At 39.6% G+C, this 16126-nt stretch carries 14 protein-coding genes and 1 pseudogene; 10 read left to right on the forward strand and 5 right to left on the reverse strand.

Going from position 1 to position 16126, the window contains the following annotated elements; translation table 11 throughout:
- Window positions 1-47: 47 nt before the first annotated feature.
- Entirely contained in the window at window positions 48-1355 is a 1308-nt protein-coding gene (locus B1NLA3E_RS03145; protein WP_015592414.1) for an alkaline phosphatase family protein, read from the reverse strand.
- Window positions 1356-1666: 311 nt separating this feature from the next.
- On the opposite strand from B1NLA3E_RS03145, the gene B1NLA3E_RS03150 reads away from it, so the two are divergent.
- A complete protein-coding gene (locus B1NLA3E_RS03150) occupies window positions 1667-2548 on the forward strand; it encodes a hypothetical protein (protein WP_015592415.1) in 882 nt (293 codons plus the stop codon).
- Between the two features lie 377 nt (window positions 2549-2925).
- Here B1NLA3E_RS03150 and B1NLA3E_RS03155 read toward each other — a convergent pair whose 3' ends face one another.
- Window positions 2926-4158 (reverse strand): DUF438 domain-containing protein, encoded by a 1233-nt coding sequence (locus B1NLA3E_RS03155; RefSeq protein WP_015592416.1) that lies wholly within the window; start codon window positions 4156-4158, stop codon window positions 2926-2928.
- 333 nt (window positions 4159-4491) lie between these two features.
- On the opposite strand from B1NLA3E_RS03155, the gene B1NLA3E_RS03160 reads away from it, so the two are divergent.
- The 4 genes and pseudogenes from B1NLA3E_RS03160 to B1NLA3E_RS03175 all read left to right on the forward strand — a co-directional run bounded on the left by B1NLA3E_RS03160 (window position 4492) and on the right by B1NLA3E_RS03175 (window position 10456).
- Window positions 4492-5562 (forward strand): DUF2157 domain-containing protein, encoded by a 1071-nt coding sequence (locus B1NLA3E_RS03160; protein ID WP_015592417.1) that lies wholly within the window; start codon window positions 4492-4494, stop codon window positions 5560-5562.
- A complete protein-coding gene (locus B1NLA3E_RS03165; RefSeq protein ID WP_015592418.1) occupies window positions 5555-6103 on the forward strand; it encodes a GDYXXLXY domain-containing protein in 549 nt (182 codons plus the stop codon). Before B1NLA3E_RS03160 ends, B1NLA3E_RS03165 begins: the two co-directional genes overlap by 8 nt.
- Before the next feature lie 155 nt (window positions 6104-6258).
- A complete protein-coding gene (locus B1NLA3E_RS03170) occupies window positions 6259-8946 on the forward strand; it encodes a cation-translocating P-type ATPase (RefSeq protein WP_015592419.1) in 2688 nt (895 codons plus the stop codon).
- Between the two features lie 169 nt (window positions 8947-9115).
- Window positions 9116-10456 (forward strand): annotated as a pseudogene (locus B1NLA3E_RS03175) (2-hydroxycarboxylate transporter family protein).
- Between the two features lie 288 nt (window positions 10457-10744).
- Here B1NLA3E_RS03175 and B1NLA3E_RS03180 read toward each other — a convergent pair.
- Window positions 10745-12127, reverse strand: a complete 1383-nt coding sequence (locus B1NLA3E_RS03180; RefSeq protein WP_015592421.1) for an amino acid permease — start codon at window positions 12125-12127, stop codon at window positions 10745-10747.
- Window positions 12128-12401: 274 nt separating this feature from the next.
- Between B1NLA3E_RS03180 and B1NLA3E_RS03185 the strand changes: the two genes are divergently transcribed.
- A complete protein-coding gene (locus tag B1NLA3E_RS03185; protein WP_015592422.1) occupies window positions 12402-12782 on the forward strand; it encodes a VOC family protein in 381 nt (126 codons plus the stop codon).
- 83 nt (window positions 12783-12865) lie between these two features.
- Here B1NLA3E_RS03185 and B1NLA3E_RS03190 read toward each other — a convergent pair whose 3' ends face one another.
- On the reverse strand, window positions 12866-13270 hold the full coding sequence (locus tag B1NLA3E_RS03190; protein ID WP_015592423.1) for a YsnF/AvaK domain-containing protein: 405 nt from the start codon (window positions 13268-13270) through the stop codon (window positions 12866-12868).
- A gap of 78 nt (window positions 13271-13348) precedes the next feature.
- The gene (locus B1NLA3E_RS03195; RefSeq protein WP_015592424.1) at window positions 13349-13843 is read right to left on the reverse strand and encodes a YsnF/AvaK domain-containing protein; all 495 of its coding nucleotides are present in this window, start codon (window positions 13841-13843) and stop codon (window positions 13349-13351) included.
- 181 nt (window positions 13844-14024) lie between these two features.
- Between B1NLA3E_RS03195 and B1NLA3E_RS03200 the strand changes: the two genes are divergently transcribed.
- The 4 genes from B1NLA3E_RS03200 (at window position 14025) to B1NLA3E_RS25780 (ending at window position 15961) form a co-directional block, all read left to right on the forward strand.
- A complete protein-coding gene (locus tag B1NLA3E_RS03200; RefSeq protein WP_144061418.1) occupies window positions 14025-14603 on the forward strand; it encodes an aspartyl-tRNA synthetase in 579 nt (192 codons plus the stop codon).
- A gap of 34 nt (window positions 14604-14637) precedes the next feature.
- The gene (locus tag B1NLA3E_RS03205; protein ID WP_015592426.1) at window positions 14638-15306 is read left to right on the forward strand and encodes a hypothetical protein; all 669 of its coding nucleotides are present in this window, start codon (window positions 14638-14640) and stop codon (window positions 15304-15306) included.
- A 24-nt stretch (window positions 15307-15330) separates the two neighbouring features.
- The gene (locus B1NLA3E_RS03210) at window positions 15331-15747 is read left to right on the forward strand and encodes a WD40/YVTN/BNR-like repeat-containing protein (protein ID WP_015592427.1); all 417 of its coding nucleotides are present in this window, start codon (window positions 15331-15333) and stop codon (window positions 15745-15747) included.
- An 88-nt stretch (window positions 15748-15835) separates the two neighbouring features.
- The gene (locus B1NLA3E_RS25780; protein ID WP_268870651.1) at window positions 15836-15961 is read left to right on the forward strand and encodes a hypothetical protein; all 126 of its coding nucleotides are present in this window, start codon (window positions 15836-15838) and stop codon (window positions 15959-15961) included.
- Window positions 15962-16126: the final 165 nt, after the last annotated feature.

Raw genomic sequence — 16126 nt, forward strand, 5'->3', positions numbered from 1 at the left:
AAGCAGTTTACAAATATGATGAGAATGATACAAGCTTAACGGTAGCTCTAAGAATCTATAAATTCGTCAATAATTCGACCGTCTGTATCCCCTAGGCTAAGGCCGAGTAAACGAGCGAGTGTCGGTCCTTCATCAACGAGATGCATGGAAGGGACGATGATGTTTTGACGAATCCCTTTTCCTGAAGCAATTAACATGGTTGTGTAATCATTTTTTTCAGGAGAATAACCATGAGAAGCAAATGTATAGCGCTTCTCTTTGACATCCTCGGGAGTAATATTATCGATATATTCTCCGTCAAGCTCCTCTTTAAAATAGAAACCGCGAAGTGCTTCCATCATAAAGGTGGCGCCATCATCAGCACCCTTTGATCCAGCTTCTTCCGATGTGAGTACTTTCTCGATACCATTACTTTTGTCTTTTAAAAGTTGTTGTAAAAGCTCTGCTACAGCATCCTTTGTTTCTGGGAATAGCTCATCCTTTATATAAATATATGCCGAGCCATCACAGCTTTTACAATAAGCCTTCCAATCGGTTACCTTACCGTGATGATCCACGCTAATCAGACCACGCTCCAGAAGGAGAACATTAAGTTTAACTGCTTTGGATTCATCAAGTGCACTATGGTCACCAAGAGCAATGATGGTGGATTGATCATATATTCCACTTTCCTTAAGTGCCTGAATGATTCTGCCTAGACGTATGTCATGACGGTGAACAGCTGCGATGGCTTCATCAGATGAAAAGCCGTGATAATGGCGTTGGGTGTCGAGATCTGTGAAATGCACGAGTAATAGATCAGGCTTTTTTGTTTTAATCGTTTCAACAGTTGACTCCAGCACAAATTCGTCAAGCTCAGGTTGGCTCAATCCTCTTCGGAGATGACCAAAGCGGCGGTTCATGGCTAGTTGATAGAGTGGGGTTCCGTTCCATAATGAGACTGCGATTTGGTTATGCCAAGGCCGATTGGCAAAAATTTCGGGCATATTGTAATCAATATTGGCTTTTGCGGTAACTGGCCATAATAAAGCGGCAGTGGTCATGTTTGCCTTTTTCGCTTCGTCGTAAAGAGTGGTCCCTTTAATATGGCAACGCTCCCAATACCAGTCAGGGGAAGGATTGCCAGGCTGAAGAATTGTATTGTTAATGACTCCGTGACGCTTTGGGTAGTTACCAGTCACAATCGTGGCGTGACAGGGATATGTAACTGATGGATAAATGGTCTCGACCTGCTTACAATAAGCTCCATTTTTGAAAAGCTCTTGAAAGTGCGGAAGCTCCTGTAATAATGGAAAATCTAAAGAAGATAGACAATCAAATGAGATCACAATCAAATGGTCGGTTAGACGAGTCATATCGATCCCTACCTTAAGAAAATATGAAATAGATAAACGGTACTATATCATCATAATATATCAGAAAATTTAAACTTACCAGACAGTAAAATCAATATCTTAACAAATGGTGCCCAACCCCAGGATATTAACGCATTAACGTAGCGGGGGTCAGGCACCATTTGTTCCAGTAACGTATTAATTCGGTGAAGTGAGCCTAGCTGTTACTTCACTGAATATACAAACGGTTTATTGTCTCTTTCTGTTATATTAAGGGTGGTATTACAGTGGATGGACCTCAACAACATTTGAATTTATAAAGGTGGAGTAAGATGAAGGGCTCAAAGGCATTAATTATTCTTTCTATTTCCTTGGTGTTTTTAGCGGTTATTTCGGCGGGTGTCGGGTTGTTTTGGAATGGAGGGGGGAGCCCTTTTTCTTTTACTACTGTTCACGGCGAAACCTCACAGATATATGGGCATGGTTTATATAAATTTGATACTTTAATGAAGGCCCCAATTTTTAGGGGGACGGATGCCGCCATACTTTTTGTAGCAACTCCCTTTTTGATTTTTTCAATCTATCAATATAGTCAAGGTACACTTAAGGGCCAATTATTATTGCTAGGTTCGATAACTTGCTTCCTTTATTATTCATCAGCATTGGTTTTCGGGGTAGCATATAATCAATTGTTCATAGTATATGTTGCTTTCTTCTCAGTTAGTTTGTATGCTTTCATACTAGGATTTATGACGATTAACCTACAAGAGTTGCCTTCAAAAATTCTTCCTAGCTTTCCTCATCGCGGTATCTCTCTGTTCTTAATTATTTCAGGCATATTGGTTTTTGTAGTATGGTTTTTGGATATCATTGTGTCACTAGTAAATGGACATGTGCCTGTAGGGATCGAAAGTTACACAACGGAGGTTACATATGTATTGGATTTAGGGATCATTTCTCCCACAACAATCTTGATCGGAATATTATTAACACGACGGGTCCCAATCAGTTACCCTTTGGCTTCAAGCTTGCTCATTTTGTGTTCTTTAATTGGAATAATCGTAGTTTCCCAGACAATAGCTCAATTGGTCGTGGGGGTAAGCATAACTCCTGGACAATTAATTGCCTTTGTTGGCGTATTTGTCTGTTTGAGCCTCTTTGCCGCTGGGTTAACCATTAAGTTATTCAGAAATATTAGGAACGAACAGCAGTGAAATGAAAATAGTGTAAACACAAATATGGTTGTCCTGATGCATGTCCAGGGCAACCTTATTGTATTTGTAAAAGAAAAACTTCTTTGTGAAAAAATCTTTTTAAAGTACTGTAGGGTATATACATAGATGTTTCGTCTATTAGGGTAGAAGCAACAAGAAGGGAGGGGAGAGAGATTTCAGATCAGATCTTAATTGAAGAAATAATCTGCGGCAATGATCATGCCTTTAGACTTTTAGTTGAAAAATACCGCAACGATCTATATCGAAAAAATAAATTTTAATGCGCTAAAGCGCGAAATGGTGCCTGACCCCCAGTGCGGTAAAGCTTTACCGCACCGGGGGTCAGGCACCTCTATTTGTATTAACGTATTAACGTTTTATTCTGATAGGATTCGTTTTTCGCCTTCGATTGCTTGGATTGGGCTGATGTTTTGGGTAAATTCTAGGGTGCCGATGTATTCACCTTGTTCATCACGCACTGCGAAATATCGAATGTATATATATTTATCGTTGAACTTAATCCAGAAATCTTCATCCTCTTTGCGACCAGCTTTGAAATCAGCTAAAAGCTCCTCAACAGTGTGAACGCTTCTAGGTGGATGGCAGTTTTGAACCGTTCTGCCGATTACCGCTTTTGTACGCGCAAAGATTCGTTCTTTCCCATGGGAGAAGTACCGCACAACGTCATCCTTGTCGATGAAGGTAATATCGACAGGCAAGTGATTGAGCATTAATTCTAATTGTTTTAAAGATAAAATGCCTGTTTCCATCTTGATGAAACCGTCTGAAATGGCCTCACCTTGTATTGCTTTTCTCTCTGGTTTCCATTCACCAGCCGGACTAGTTAAGCAAAATCCTATTTCATCGCTTTCGTGGGCGATTTTAATCCACTCATCTTCTGTAAGTGTCGACAAAGCCATCGGGAATAGAATATTTTCTTCTTTAAAAATCATTTCACTTACTTCGCGAATGACAAACGTCAAGATATCAATGACAAATTGTTTTTCCCCGTTATAGTTCATTAATTTTTGTTTCACATCTTTTATGGCGTCGCGAATATGGTCATCGATTCCCCACATTACCTGGGTTGGACCGTATATGCCGTACTTTTCCAAATAAGGAAACAGCAAATTTTCCTTCCGGCTATAATGCTTATCGATGTCGAGTAACAGATTTAAATCATCGACTAATTTAAAGACATTGTCCTCGCTGTCTTCTTTTTGAAAACGTTCGAAGTGTAGCTGAAGTTTAAAGTTGACCAGCATGTCCACTTCTTTATTTTCTAGCTTAAACGTATGGATCGGATGCCCAGGTTGATCCTCTGCTTTGTCGGAACGATGGATTTCCTCGATTGATCCTTTAAAAATAGACGCATGAACGGAACATAGCCGTTGCACTTCTGAGACAGGAATTCCCTCTTCCTCCATTAGCGCTTGCTCCAACTGGGATATTTCCTGCACGGTAATGCTACCAACAGCATCTTCAAATTGAGCTTTAACCTCATCTACGCTTTTCCCATTATGCAGATCTTTAATGATCTTTTTCAAAATTTCTTGGCGTTCAGTGTTACTGAGAGATTGCTGCTCGCGATTATTAATGATTTCACTCATATGGATGCTCCTCTACACTTATAATGTAATATCTATTGTCTAAATAGTATTTAATCTAAGTTTCAATTCATTACTTTGTAAAATAGTGATAACTTTTCTCAATCACAATGTAACATAACAATCAAAAGAAAATTGTGACCGAAATCACGTGTAATCCAACTTCGTTCATAATAATAAGGAAGTTATCTTAGTATTTGCTGAAAAATCCAACTATTACTTGCCTTTTCTTGTTAAAATAAAGATAGTGAAGATCAACATTAATTTAGTCTCTTTTCGCATTAAAATCTTTACTTCTTTTTAAACAGATCATATTTTTAGAAAGGAAGTGAGATTATGGCCAAACGTATAGTGAAAAAACACGAGCTACAATTTTTGAAACACGAACTTCAGTATCTTGAAGACACCGAGGTTTTACCACCGGGTAAGTCGAAGGAAATTCAAGATTTGTACGAAGTGGAAAAGCGTTTTTCTTTTACAAAAACACTTTTGTATGTCGGTTCGATCTTAATTGGGGCTGGAATTCTAAGCTTTATGGCAAGCAACTGGGATGAAATCAGTAAGTTGTTCAAATTCATCATTATTATTGGACTGCTTGTTAGTAGTAATTTGGTTGGATATCGGCTGGAGAAAAGCTACCCAAAAACTTCTAAAAGCTTTTATTACCTTGGAGGGATCGTATTTGGGGCAGGGATTTTCTTAGTTGGACAAATGTTCCACTTTGGTGGAGATTTTCAACATGCCTTTTTGTGGTGGTCACTAGGTATTCTGCCATTAGCCTGGGTTTTAAGGGATAAATGGATTTTGATGGCAGCAGCTATATTTGTTCTCATTTATTTGACTGATGGAACGTATATGAATGGGGAAGGGATCCCATTCTGGATCCTACTTTGGATTGTTGCTATTTACGTTTTAAACGACATAATTGGATACTCAAAAGTAACCGGTTTTTTAGTAGGTCTGCTCATGCTTGAATTCATTTGGACGATTTTGAACTATCTATTAGCAGGTGTGCAGGACTCTGGATATATTTATGGCCTAGTTTATATGGCAATTGGCATTTCACTTATTTTCTTCAAAGGGAAAATAAGAGAAGTTGATATATTTTTAGGTCATCTTGTCCATTGTGGAGCGGCCATAGCATTGTCATTTAGTGAGGCTTGGCCAATCGACTGGATGTATATTCCGGTTTCGATTATTTACCTGCTATTCGTTCTATACTTGATTAAAAAGGGTAGCTTGCTCAATATCATCATCTTGTGCGTAATGATTTTCCGTTTTTATATTGATATATCCTTTGATTTTCTCCCTAAGTCTTTTGTATTTATTATAGGTGGAGTCATCTTACTTGGATTCGGTTTTTATTTTGAAAAACAACGAAAAAAAGGAGGGGGCCTATATGAATAAGCGAACGAAGTATTTAATATTAGCCTGCTTGGTTCCAGTGGTTATTTTACTAGGCATGACGGTAACCCCTCTGTATACGCTATATAATGGGGATGAAATCACCCTCCAAACCGTACCTGTTGATCCAAGTGATGTATTTCGTGGAGATTATGTGGCATTACAATATGAAGCAGAACAAGTGCCGATTGATTTAGTGGATAAAGGAATCAAGGATAAATGGGAAAAAGAGTACAATCCTATTCAGGTATATGTGACTTTAGAAAAAAAGAACGATGTGTTTACTCCAATTAAAGTATCTGTAGAAAAACCAGAAAAAGGCATCTTTCTAAAGGGAAAACTAAATTATATTGATTATGCAATGGACACGAAAGAACCTACTCAGGTGAAGAGTGCTTTTATCGAATATAGTTTAGATAAATACTTTGTAGAAGACAACACCGGAACAGATTGGGAAAAAGCATCTGCCAAAGGTGAAATCATAGCCACAGTAAAAGTATTCAACGGCTATGCCACCCTAACCAACATCACCAAGAAAAAATAAACCACGTCACATTAACGCTGTAAAGTGAAATTGGGTGCCTGACCCCCGATGCGTTAATGTGTTAAAGCTAAATTAGAGTGAGACTCTGCAGCCAGGAAGGACAAGCTACAGGGTCTTTTATTTTTCCAAAGTTATGCAAAGAAGGTGATTATTCGATGTGGTTTATAAAAAGTGTTTCCGAAGTTGGTGCTGATTTGGATTCGGATCCAAACACTGGACTTTCTCATGCAGAAGCTCAAAAACGCCTTGCCCAGTATGGAGCAAATGAATTTAGCGAGCACAAAAAGCCCTCTATCTTTTTTCTGTTCTTAGATCAATTGAAAAGTCCGCTAATTTACATCTTAATAGTGGCTGCACTCATTTCATTATTTGTTGGTGAGTACAGTGACGCTGTTATTATCGTGATCGTCATTTTACTTAATGCCATAATCGGTGTGATTCAAGAGGCAAAAGCAGAAAAAGCATTAGAAGAGTTGAAAAAAATGACCACCCCGAAAGCGATTGTCAAACGTGACGGGGCGATTAAAGAGATTCCATCAGAACAAGTAGTTCCAGGTGATGTTGTGATGATAGATGCCGGTAGGTTTATTCCTGCTGATGTGCGCCTATTTGAAACGGTGAATTTAAAGATTGAAGAGTCCTCCTTAACGGGAGAATCTGTCCCTGCTGAAAAGGAAGCTAACTGGCAGGCAGAAGGTGATATTCCAATCGGGGATCAACGTAATATGGCGTTTATGTCCACCTTGTCAACGTATGGTCGTGGTATCGGAATGGTTGTCAACACCGGGATGCAAACAGAAATTGGCAAGATTGCCGCGATGCTTGGTACCCAGGAACGGGAACTAACTCCTTTGCAAAAAAGCCTAGCAGGTCTTGGGAAAACATTAGGAATAAGTGCGGTATTCATTTCTGCGGTCATCTTTTTGATTGGATTTTTTCAAGGACGAGATGCCCTTGATATGTTCTTAATAGCAGTCAGTCTTGCAGTTGCCGCTATTCCAGAGGGTCTTCCGGCAATTGTCACGATTGTCCTGGCCATTGGCGTCCAGCGCATGATCAAACGGCAAGCCGTGGTCCGTAAGCTCCCGGCAGTCGAAACACTTGGTGCAGTAAGTGTTATTTGTTCAGATAAAACAGGAACGCTCACCCAAAATAAAATGACCGTGACGAAGGTTTATGTTAATGATGCTTATGTTCCGTTGCAATCATTAGCCACGAGACCTGCCAACGAGGAACGGTTTTTTGAAGCAATGACTTTATGTAACGATGCTGTTCTGACTTCAGAGGAACAATCCGGCGACCCTACTGAAATAGCCCTTGTTGCTGCGGCACAGCAAATAGGTATAGATAAACAAGAATTGGATTTGATCTATAAGCGCATCTATGAAGTCCCATTTGATTCGGACCGAAAAATGATGACAACAGTCCATCAGCAGCAAGCTGGCTATTTTGTTATAGTCAAAGGGGCATTAGAAAGCATTCTCCCGCTTACGTCAGCCATTTTACACAACGGGGAAAAAATCGCTTTTACTACATACCAAAACGAAAGAGTACAGGAAAAAGCAAACGCAATGTCTGAAGAGGCACTACGTGTTTTAGCGATAGCCTATAAGGAAATCCCACCCCAGGTTGGTGAATTTACTCAGGACCAACTCGAATGTGACCTTGTCCTGCTCGGGCTCACTGGGATGATCGACCCACCTCGTGAAGAAGTGAAATCTTCAATTTCTCAGTGTAAAAGCGCTGGAATCCAAACCGTTATGATTACTGGAGACCATCAAAAAACGGCATTCGCAATTGCCAAAGAACTGGGGATTGCAAGTGCTGAGGACCAAACGATGTCTGGTTTCGAACTAGATACTCTTAATGAAAACGAGCTTAAGGAAAAGGTGAAAAAGATCCGCGTGTTTGCCCGCGTTTCTCCAGAACATAAAGTGAAAATTGTCAAAGCCCTCAAAGAGAACGGCGAGATTGTATCAATGACCGGTGACGGTGTCAACGATGCTCCTTCATTACAACAAGCGGATGTTGGTGTGGCGATGGGAATGGGGGGCACAGATGTGGCAAAAGGTGCCGCAGATATCGTGCTGACTGATGACAATTTCTCAACGATCGTTGCCGCAGTTGAGGAAGGAAGGAATATTTATCAAAACATCAAAAAATCGATTATTTTTTTACTATCATGCAATTTAGGAGAAATTATCACTCTTTTCGTAGCAATTTTACTGGGATGGCCTGCACCACTGTCGGCCATACATATTTTATGGATAAATTTGATCACTGACACACTTCCAGCAATCTCACTTGGATTGGATCCAGATGCTCCTGATGTAATGAAAGAGAAACCAAGATTAATTAAGGAAGGTGTATTTGCCAATGGGAGTGGAACATTTACCTGTATCAACGGATTGCTTATCGGTTTGATAACATTGATTGCCTTCATTGTAGGAATTGGCATTTATTCTGGTCCAGAGGCAATTTTTACGACTGAATTTGCTGATGTACCAAGGGAGGCTCTCGTGCGTGGGCAAACGATGGCATTTATTACTCTAAGTGTTTCGCAATTATTTCACTCCATAAATTTACGGAGTACCAAGAAATCACTTTTCCAGGTCGGGATATTTTCCAATAAATATTTACTAGCTTCCATTCTAATTGGAACCAGCATCCAAGTAGCTTTAGTCAACACTCCTGTATTCAAGGAAATTTTCAAAATTGCTTCCATTACACTTAAGGATTGGTTATTCGTTTTAACACTTTCAGCTCTCCCAGTAGTTTTCAATGAACTCTTCAAAATGGGAAAAAGAATGGTAAAGGCTCAACAAAACTCCCAGGTTGTTTAAAGCATTATCACGCAAGAAGGGTGCCTGAATCAGTGATTAAAATAAGTTCTGTAAGTGGCGCAAAGCTGCTTACTTTTTTTATTTTTAAAATGGTTACAAAAGTTTCAAAATCTATGAATTTCCTTCTATCATCAATAAGATAGAGACATGATGAATAGGGGGTTTAACCATGGAGTTAGCAAAGAAATTGCAAACCCTTACAATAAATGGAAATCAACAAAAGAAAAGCTTATTTTGTCAAATTAAAGCAATGAAGGTAGGAGTAATTCCTTAACCTCTGTATTTAGTCTTGGCAGCAGTTATTTATACTGCATCTGTGTATAATCAGCTTCCTCCCGATATGATCGGTGGATTTGCTGTGATTATGATCATGGGAATTCTGCTCGGCGACTTAGGTTTGAAAATCCCCGTGTTGAAGGAGATTGGTGGTCCGGCAATCTTAGCTCTTTTAGTCCCATCGATCTTAGTATTTTTTAAATTAATCAATCCAGCTTCTATCGAAGCAGTGACAACGTTAATGAAAAAGTCTAACTTCCTTTATCTCTATATATCGTGTTTAGTTGCTGGAAGTATTCTAGGTATGAACAGAAAAGTATTAATTCAGGGATTCACAAGGATGTTTATTCCTCTAATATTTGGAACGATCGCTTCTGTATTAGCGGGGACTCTAGTTGGCTTGTTATTCGGATATGAAATGAAACATACCTTCTTTTATATTATCGTTCCGATCATTGGTGGCGGTATAGGAGAAGGAATTCTTCCACTATCGATTGCTTATTCACAAATCTTAGGGACTTCTGCAGAAACATTTGTATCCCAAATGATTCCTGCCGCTGTAATCGGAAATATCATCGCGATTATTTGTGGAGGACTTCTGAAACGCTTAGGTGAGAAAAGGCCAGGACTGACAGGAAATGGTGTACTGGTCAAAACTAAGGGTGGAGACGGAATTACCGAAGAGATTGAGAAATATAAAACAGTCGACTTTTCTTTAATGGGAGCAGGGCTTCTAATTGCTTGCAGTTTTTTTATCTTTGGCAATTTGGCACATAAATTTCTTGGTATCCCCGGTCCTATTTTAATGATTATTGCGGCAACGCTTGTAAAATGGTTACAAGTAATGCCTGCAAAAATGGAACAAGGTACTTTTCATTTATACAAGTTCGTTTCAACTAGTTTGACATGGCCATTAATGGTTGGATTAGGAATCCTTTATATTCCTTTAGAGGATGTTGTCCAAATTATCACTCCGGGTTATGTGGTTGCTTGTACGACAGTGGTTTTAGCGATGATAGTAACAGGGTACGTGGTTGGAAAGCTTATGAACATGTATCCTGTTGACTCTGCAATTGTTACAGGTTGTCACAGCGGTTTAGGTGGAACTGGCGATGTAGCCATTTTATCAGCTTCCAGCCGGATGTCCTTAATGCCCTTTGCCCAGGTGGCAACAAGACTGGGTGGGGCCTCCACTGTAATAATAGCAACGATATTAATGAAACTACTTAGCTAGAGATTTTGAAGTTAAAGGCTCTGCTAAACTAGAATGTTGATTTCCGTTCCAAGCGCTTCGCGCACCTTAGGGGCGGGCGGTGAGCCTCCTCGTCGCTAAAGCTCCTGCGGGGTCTCACCTGTCCCGCTGCTTCCTCAGGAGTCTCGCGCCTTCCACTCCAATCAACATTGTGCAAACTATCATATTTTTCAATCATCATAAGGCCAATAAAAAAGGCTTCTCTCCCTTGATACGAAGTAATTCCGTTCCAGAGGGGGTAGAAGCCTTTTGTATGTGATCAACGATACGTTATGATGTTTGTTTGTTTTTTTCTATTGAACCTGAATCTGTCTGCTTAATATTCTTTTTGAATACAAACGAAAGAATTGTAAGAATAGCTAATGTACCAAGACATACAGTTGTCCCGATGACATTGTCCGCATTAAAAATAAAGGCAATAAAGATCATGAACAAAGCGATGCAAGCAAAAATAGTTGCATAAGGGAACCATTTTACCTGGAAATGAGGAAGCTCCTGGTATTTTGGGCGAAGCTTCAATTGGGCTGCACAGATACCAAACCAGATTAAAATAATCGTAAACCCAGGAATGGACATTAGATAGCCGATAATCTGATCGGGGGTCATATAGGCTAAAAATACACCGGCTAAAATGCAAATAGTGGTGATCATAATTCCATTAAGAGGAATCCCGGTCTTAGTAGTTTTTAATAGTAATTTTGGTGCCTCGCCGCTTTGGGCCATTGCAAACAATGTTCTGGATGTTGCATAAATCCCGGAGTTAGCTGCTGACAACACCGCTGTGATAAGAACGAAATTCATGACATCCGCAGCGCCTGGAAGACCTGAAAGGGTTAACACTTGAACAAACGGACTACCGTTTGACGACACTTCATTCCAAGGCATGATTCCACAAATAATTAATATTGGTAAAACATAGAAAAGAATTACTCGCCATACGGTTCCTTTAATTACTTTCGGTAAAACGAGTTTGGCATCTTTTGTTTCGGTTACAGCGACGCCAATCAATTCTGCTCCACCATAAGAAAACATGACCACCAAAAACGCGCTGAGGATTCCGCCCATTCCTTTAGGGAAAAACCCGCCATGCCCTGTATAGTTGGATATAGGGTCTTGAATCGAGCTTGGTACTACACCTAGCAAGACTAATGTTCCTAATAAAATAAAAACAGTTAGGGCTAATATCTTAATTCCGGCAAACCAAAACTCCATTTCTCCGTAATACTTAACTTCAAACAAATTAATTCCGACAATGATAGCTCCACAAATTAAACTGAAAATCCATAGTGGGACGGAAGGGAACCAGTATTGTAAAAAGCTACCCGCTGCAATTAATTCGACAATCGTCACCAAAATCCAGTTAATCCAATAGAGCCAGCCCACAATAAACGAGATCCGAAATCCAAACGCTTTATGGACAAGTCGTTGCACGTTTAAATTAGGATAAGCGGACGCCATCTCACCTAATGCAGCCATTACAATAAATAACAGGAGCCCACCAATTAAGTAAGCAATCACAACACTTGGCCCTGCCATATTTAACGTTTCTGAGCTTCCTTTAAAAATCCCTGTGCCAATCATTCCAGCTAACGCCATAAACTGGACATGTCTTGGCAATAAACCTTTGCTCAATTCTTGTTGATTGGTTTCCATGGTGCAACTACCTTTCTATTAGAAACTTGTCTGATATACATGCCCTTAATTACTTAAACGCTTTTAAGCTTTTATGCACTAAAGTAATATTATTATATTAAGATATCATATTTTAAAAAATTGTTCAATAAGAGATAATATGATGATGGGTGGGAAAGTCCCGTATAATTGTTTAGAAAGTTGGTTTGAAAAGGCGATCATAATCCTGTTAAAATGAATTAAATAAATTGACTTATGAAATAGATGCTATTAAAAATAGGGAAGTGGAAGCGAAATGAAAATAGAACACGTTGCTATTTGGGTTCAGGATATAGAAGCAATGAAGGAATTTTATGTTTCCTATTTTGATGGTCAATCAAACGAAAAATATTGTAATGAATCAAAAGGATTCGAATCATATTTCATTAAATTTAGAGGTGGGGCGCGATTGGAAATTATGCGCCGGAAAGATATTGAAAAAACGAGGGAATCTGATATAACTGGTTGGGCTCACATCGCCTTCTCACTTGGAAGTGCAGAGGCTGTTGACCAAATGACTCTAAGACTAAAAACAGCCGGTTTTACCATTTTAAATGGACCACGGACGACAGGTGATGGATATTACGAGAGTGTTATAGAAGACCAAGAGGGGAATCAGATAGAGATTACAGTATAAGTTAAGGAGTAAATGATAAAAGGTGCCTGCCCCCCGACGCATTACCACTGTAACGCACCTGGGGTCAGGCACCCTTTAGTTGGTTAAAGTATTATTTTTGGGTTCCCGATTGTGTCGATATGGATTTGTTCTTTTTTTAGGGTTTCTTCTATATGATTGGTTTCTTGGTATGAACGTTTATAAATTTCAACCTCTTCTAAGGTTGTCGGATGCTTGCTGACCTCGATCTGTTCCTCACTAACAGGTATACGTAAAATTTCCGTGGTTTCGCTCGTCTGGTCTGGAGCAGCAGGATTGTACACTATTTTCTCAATGACAAGCTCTTCGCGGGTAACCGGGACTGTAATCGTCTTTTCCTCGGTAATTACCTCTTTGTGAGAAATGACTTCTGCTGTTTGAATCCGTTCTTTAGATATATCTAACCTTTCTTCATGAAGCTCGAGATGGACAGCACTATCATTATCACGATCAATATCCTCTATAAACAAAATTTCATCGCAACCCTTTCTTAAAAAACACCCCGTGAATCAGCCTTGCAATTCACGAGGTGTTTCCAAATATTTTAATTAAGTGAGACTGGAATCATTATCACTTATGGCATCAGCATCAGAAACGATATTCACACCACCGTTTGTATTAACACGTGCTTCTTCCCTTTTAAGGGTTTCCTCAATATGCTGAGTTGCCTCAACCGCCCGCTTGTGAGCGGAAACTTCACCTGTTGTTACAGTGTGCTTACTCACATCAACGTGTTCTTCACTTACTGGAATTCGAATGGTTTCATCAGCATTAATAGCAGCGTCGCTTGTTTCATTGTTAATCGATCTTCTTTCAATCACAACTTCCTCATGAGTCACGGGGACGTCAACCGACTTTTGCTCTTCGACAACCTCTTTGCTTAAAACAACTTCTCCAGCATTGGAACTATTTTTCGTTATGTCAAGCTCCTCTTGATGAAGTTGGAGCGTACCATTATCACTACTTTGAGTGGTGGTTTCAGTTACATCCGTATTTTCCGTCTTCTCGCTATCATTTCCAAACAATCCAAAAAAATCACCCATACTATCCCCTCCATTTTTCATGAAATCATACTGCTTTAGTATATTGTCCTGTTAAGTGGCGACCTATCCCATTTCAAAACAATTGGCTAAAATGACCAATAATAGGAAAATGTCTCCAACCTATATTTTTTGAAGTGCTATACTTAGGAGGGTTTAGTGAACTTTAATGGAGGGGAAAGGGTTGGGGAATCTGTCTAAAGCAAAATATTCAATCATTTTTTTCGGCATCATTTTATTAATTTGGGGTGTTTTTACGTTTTTTTCTGAAAAATCTGCGTCATTTTCAAAGCCAAGTGAAGCATTATACAGTATTGATGAAAATTTATTGCTAATTCCTGCCTATAAGGTGAAAAGTGAGTCCTTATATTTTTTTATTAAAGATAAGAATAAGCTAGGTGCAACCTTTGTTAATGAAGGATTTTTCGGATGGAAGGCAGGCGACCTGCTTTACAGTAACATTGGGAAAATGAAGGATTATGAAAAATTGAACAAATACCAAGTGCACGATGACTATTTAATTTATGGTTTAATAAGAAATGCTAATCATTATCAAATTAAGGTAAACGGCCATGAAGCAAAAATAATAAATTTGGCAATGGTGGATGCAAGCAAAGTGAAAGAATATGGTTTAGAAGGTATGTCCCTTTGGTACTATAAAAGCAAAATCCCACTTGCGGATGGGGAAATCCAATTATTTAGTCAGGATACTAAAAAGCTAATCGATACTGAAAAGTTAATTTTAGAAAAAGATACAAATTGATATAAGGAGTTAAATCCTGTTGAGGAGAATTTCCATGTTTGCCAATCATCGTAAAATTAAAATCGTTTTAGCTGTCGTTACGTTTATTCTGCTCATATCCATTGGTGCTCTTACCTATTATCTCAACTTCTACAAAGAAGATTTAAACAAAAACTTACCATTGATCCACACGGTTGAAGCAACCAACAATAAACCAGAAGACCTTGCCTATTATTATTGGATGACCCTAATGCGGCCTTACTTAGGTGAACAAGTAAGTCCGTGGACAAGAATGACGGCTGTCGGATTTAACAAGTTTCAGCAGTTGGCAGGAGATAAGGAAGAATTCGCTGTAGCGGTAACTTTTTGGGTAAAATTAGAAAAAGGCCAGTGGTCCACCCATAATAATTGGGGTAAAGTACAAAAAGATGGAACAATAAAAGATATCCAATGGACCTTTAGAATTAAAAAGACAGGGAAAAATGAATATACGCTTGTGCGGATTGAGGATACTTCAAATGCAGTAACAGGATTATCACCCGTTAAGGATAAGGTTCAAAAAGATGCTGGTATTAAGCTGTCAGATGAGAATAACCGTTATCAGATTCAAAATGGAAAACTGGAAGTGACTTACGATAATGGCGAGCATTGGCGTAAAGTTCCTGTTACCATAGACGATTTATTCAAGGGTGACTATAGCGGCCCTAAGGATGTGTTAATTTAGGGAAGTTATCTGATTTCACCTGAAATGACAGCCTTCGTGAGGACCCCTGATTGGAAAGCGTTTGAGAATGGTGGAGATACAACAATAAAGATTCTCAAATCTATCGATAAGGGGAAGACCTGGGATACAACAAGCGTACTAAGCCCGTTTCCTTCGGCACGATTACGGCTCCTTGGCTTTACATCAGAACAAAATGGCTATTTGATTTTATCTGGTGACCGCACGATGAGTTCTGAAGCAAACGCTATTCTAAAAACCAATGATGGTGGCAAAACATGGGTAAATGCCGGCACCGTTCAGAACAATTACCGATTAGTTACAAGCGGTGGTTTTATCAACAATACGCTTGGCTTCATCTCATTTGGCACGTTGAATGAAATGGATCAACCAGGCCGACCGTCATTGTACCGAACAATAGACGGGGGGGAAGACGTGGGCTGAGGTTGACATTCCAATTCCGGCTGAATATAAAGGGATTTTTGTAGTTGCCCAGGTTCCAACCTTTGATGGAACCCAAGGTACCTTGCTAGTGAATCAAGGACCTAGTGGAGATTACCAAGGGGGAAAAGTGTTGGCCAGATACATCTCAATCGACAAGGGAGCAACCTGGAATTTTGCCAATCTAGTTGATCCAGACAATGTAATGGGAGAATAAAGATCTTTTTTTAAAATAGGTTCTGTTAAACTAGAATGTTGATTTCCGTTCCAGGCGCTTCGCTTTCCGCGGGGCGGGCGGTGAGCCTTCTCGGCGCTAAAGCGCCTGCGGGGTCTCACCTGTCCCGCTGCTCCCGCAGGAGTCTTCGCGCCTTCCACTCCAATC

The organism is Bacillus sp. 1NLA3E, from assembly GCF_000242895.2.
Classification (GTDB): Bacteria; Bacillota; Bacilli; order Bacillales; family Cytobacillaceae; genus Bacillus_BU.

Coding starts and splice junctions, on each gene's coding strand:
- B1NLA3E_RS03160 (WP_015592417.1), top strand. CDS start 4,492: ATGGCCAAACGTATAGTGAAAAAACACGAGCTACAATTTTTGAAACAC.
- B1NLA3E_RS03210 (WP_015592427.1), top strand. CDS start 15,331: ATGACAGCCTTCGTGAGGACCCCTGATTGGAAAGCGTTTGAGAATGGT.
- B1NLA3E_RS03205 (WP_015592426.1), top strand. CDS start 14,638: ATGTTTGCCAATCATCGTAAAATTAAAATCGTTTTAGCTGTCGTTACG.
- B1NLA3E_RS03165 (WP_015592418.1), top strand. CDS start 5,555: ATGAATAAGCGAACGAAGTATTTAATATTAGCCTGCTTGGTTCCAGTG.
- B1NLA3E_RS03170 (WP_015592419.1), top strand. CDS start 6,259: ATGTGGTTTATAAAAAGTGTTTCCGAAGTTGGTGCTGATTTGGATTCG.
- B1NLA3E_RS03145 (WP_015592414.1), bottom strand. CDS start 1,355: ATGACTCGTCTAACCGACCATTTGATTGTGATCTCATTTGATTGTCTA.
- B1NLA3E_RS03185 (WP_015592422.1), top strand. CDS start 12,402: ATGAAAATAGAACACGTTGCTATTTGGGTTCAGGATATAGAAGCAATG.
- B1NLA3E_RS03180 (WP_015592421.1), bottom strand. CDS start 12,127: ATGGAAACCAATCAACAAGAATTGAGCAAAGGTTTATTGCCAAGACAT.
- B1NLA3E_RS03195 (WP_015592424.1), bottom strand. CDS start 13,843: ATGGGTGATTTTTTTGGATTGTTTGGAAATGATAGCGAGAAGACGGAA.
- B1NLA3E_RS03155 (WP_015592416.1), bottom strand. CDS start 4,158: ATGAGTGAAATCATTAATAATCGCGAGCAGCAATCTCTCAGTAACACT.
- B1NLA3E_RS03150 (WP_015592415.1), top strand. CDS start 1,667: ATGAAGGGCTCAAAGGCATTAATTATTCTTTCTATTTCCTTGGTGTTT.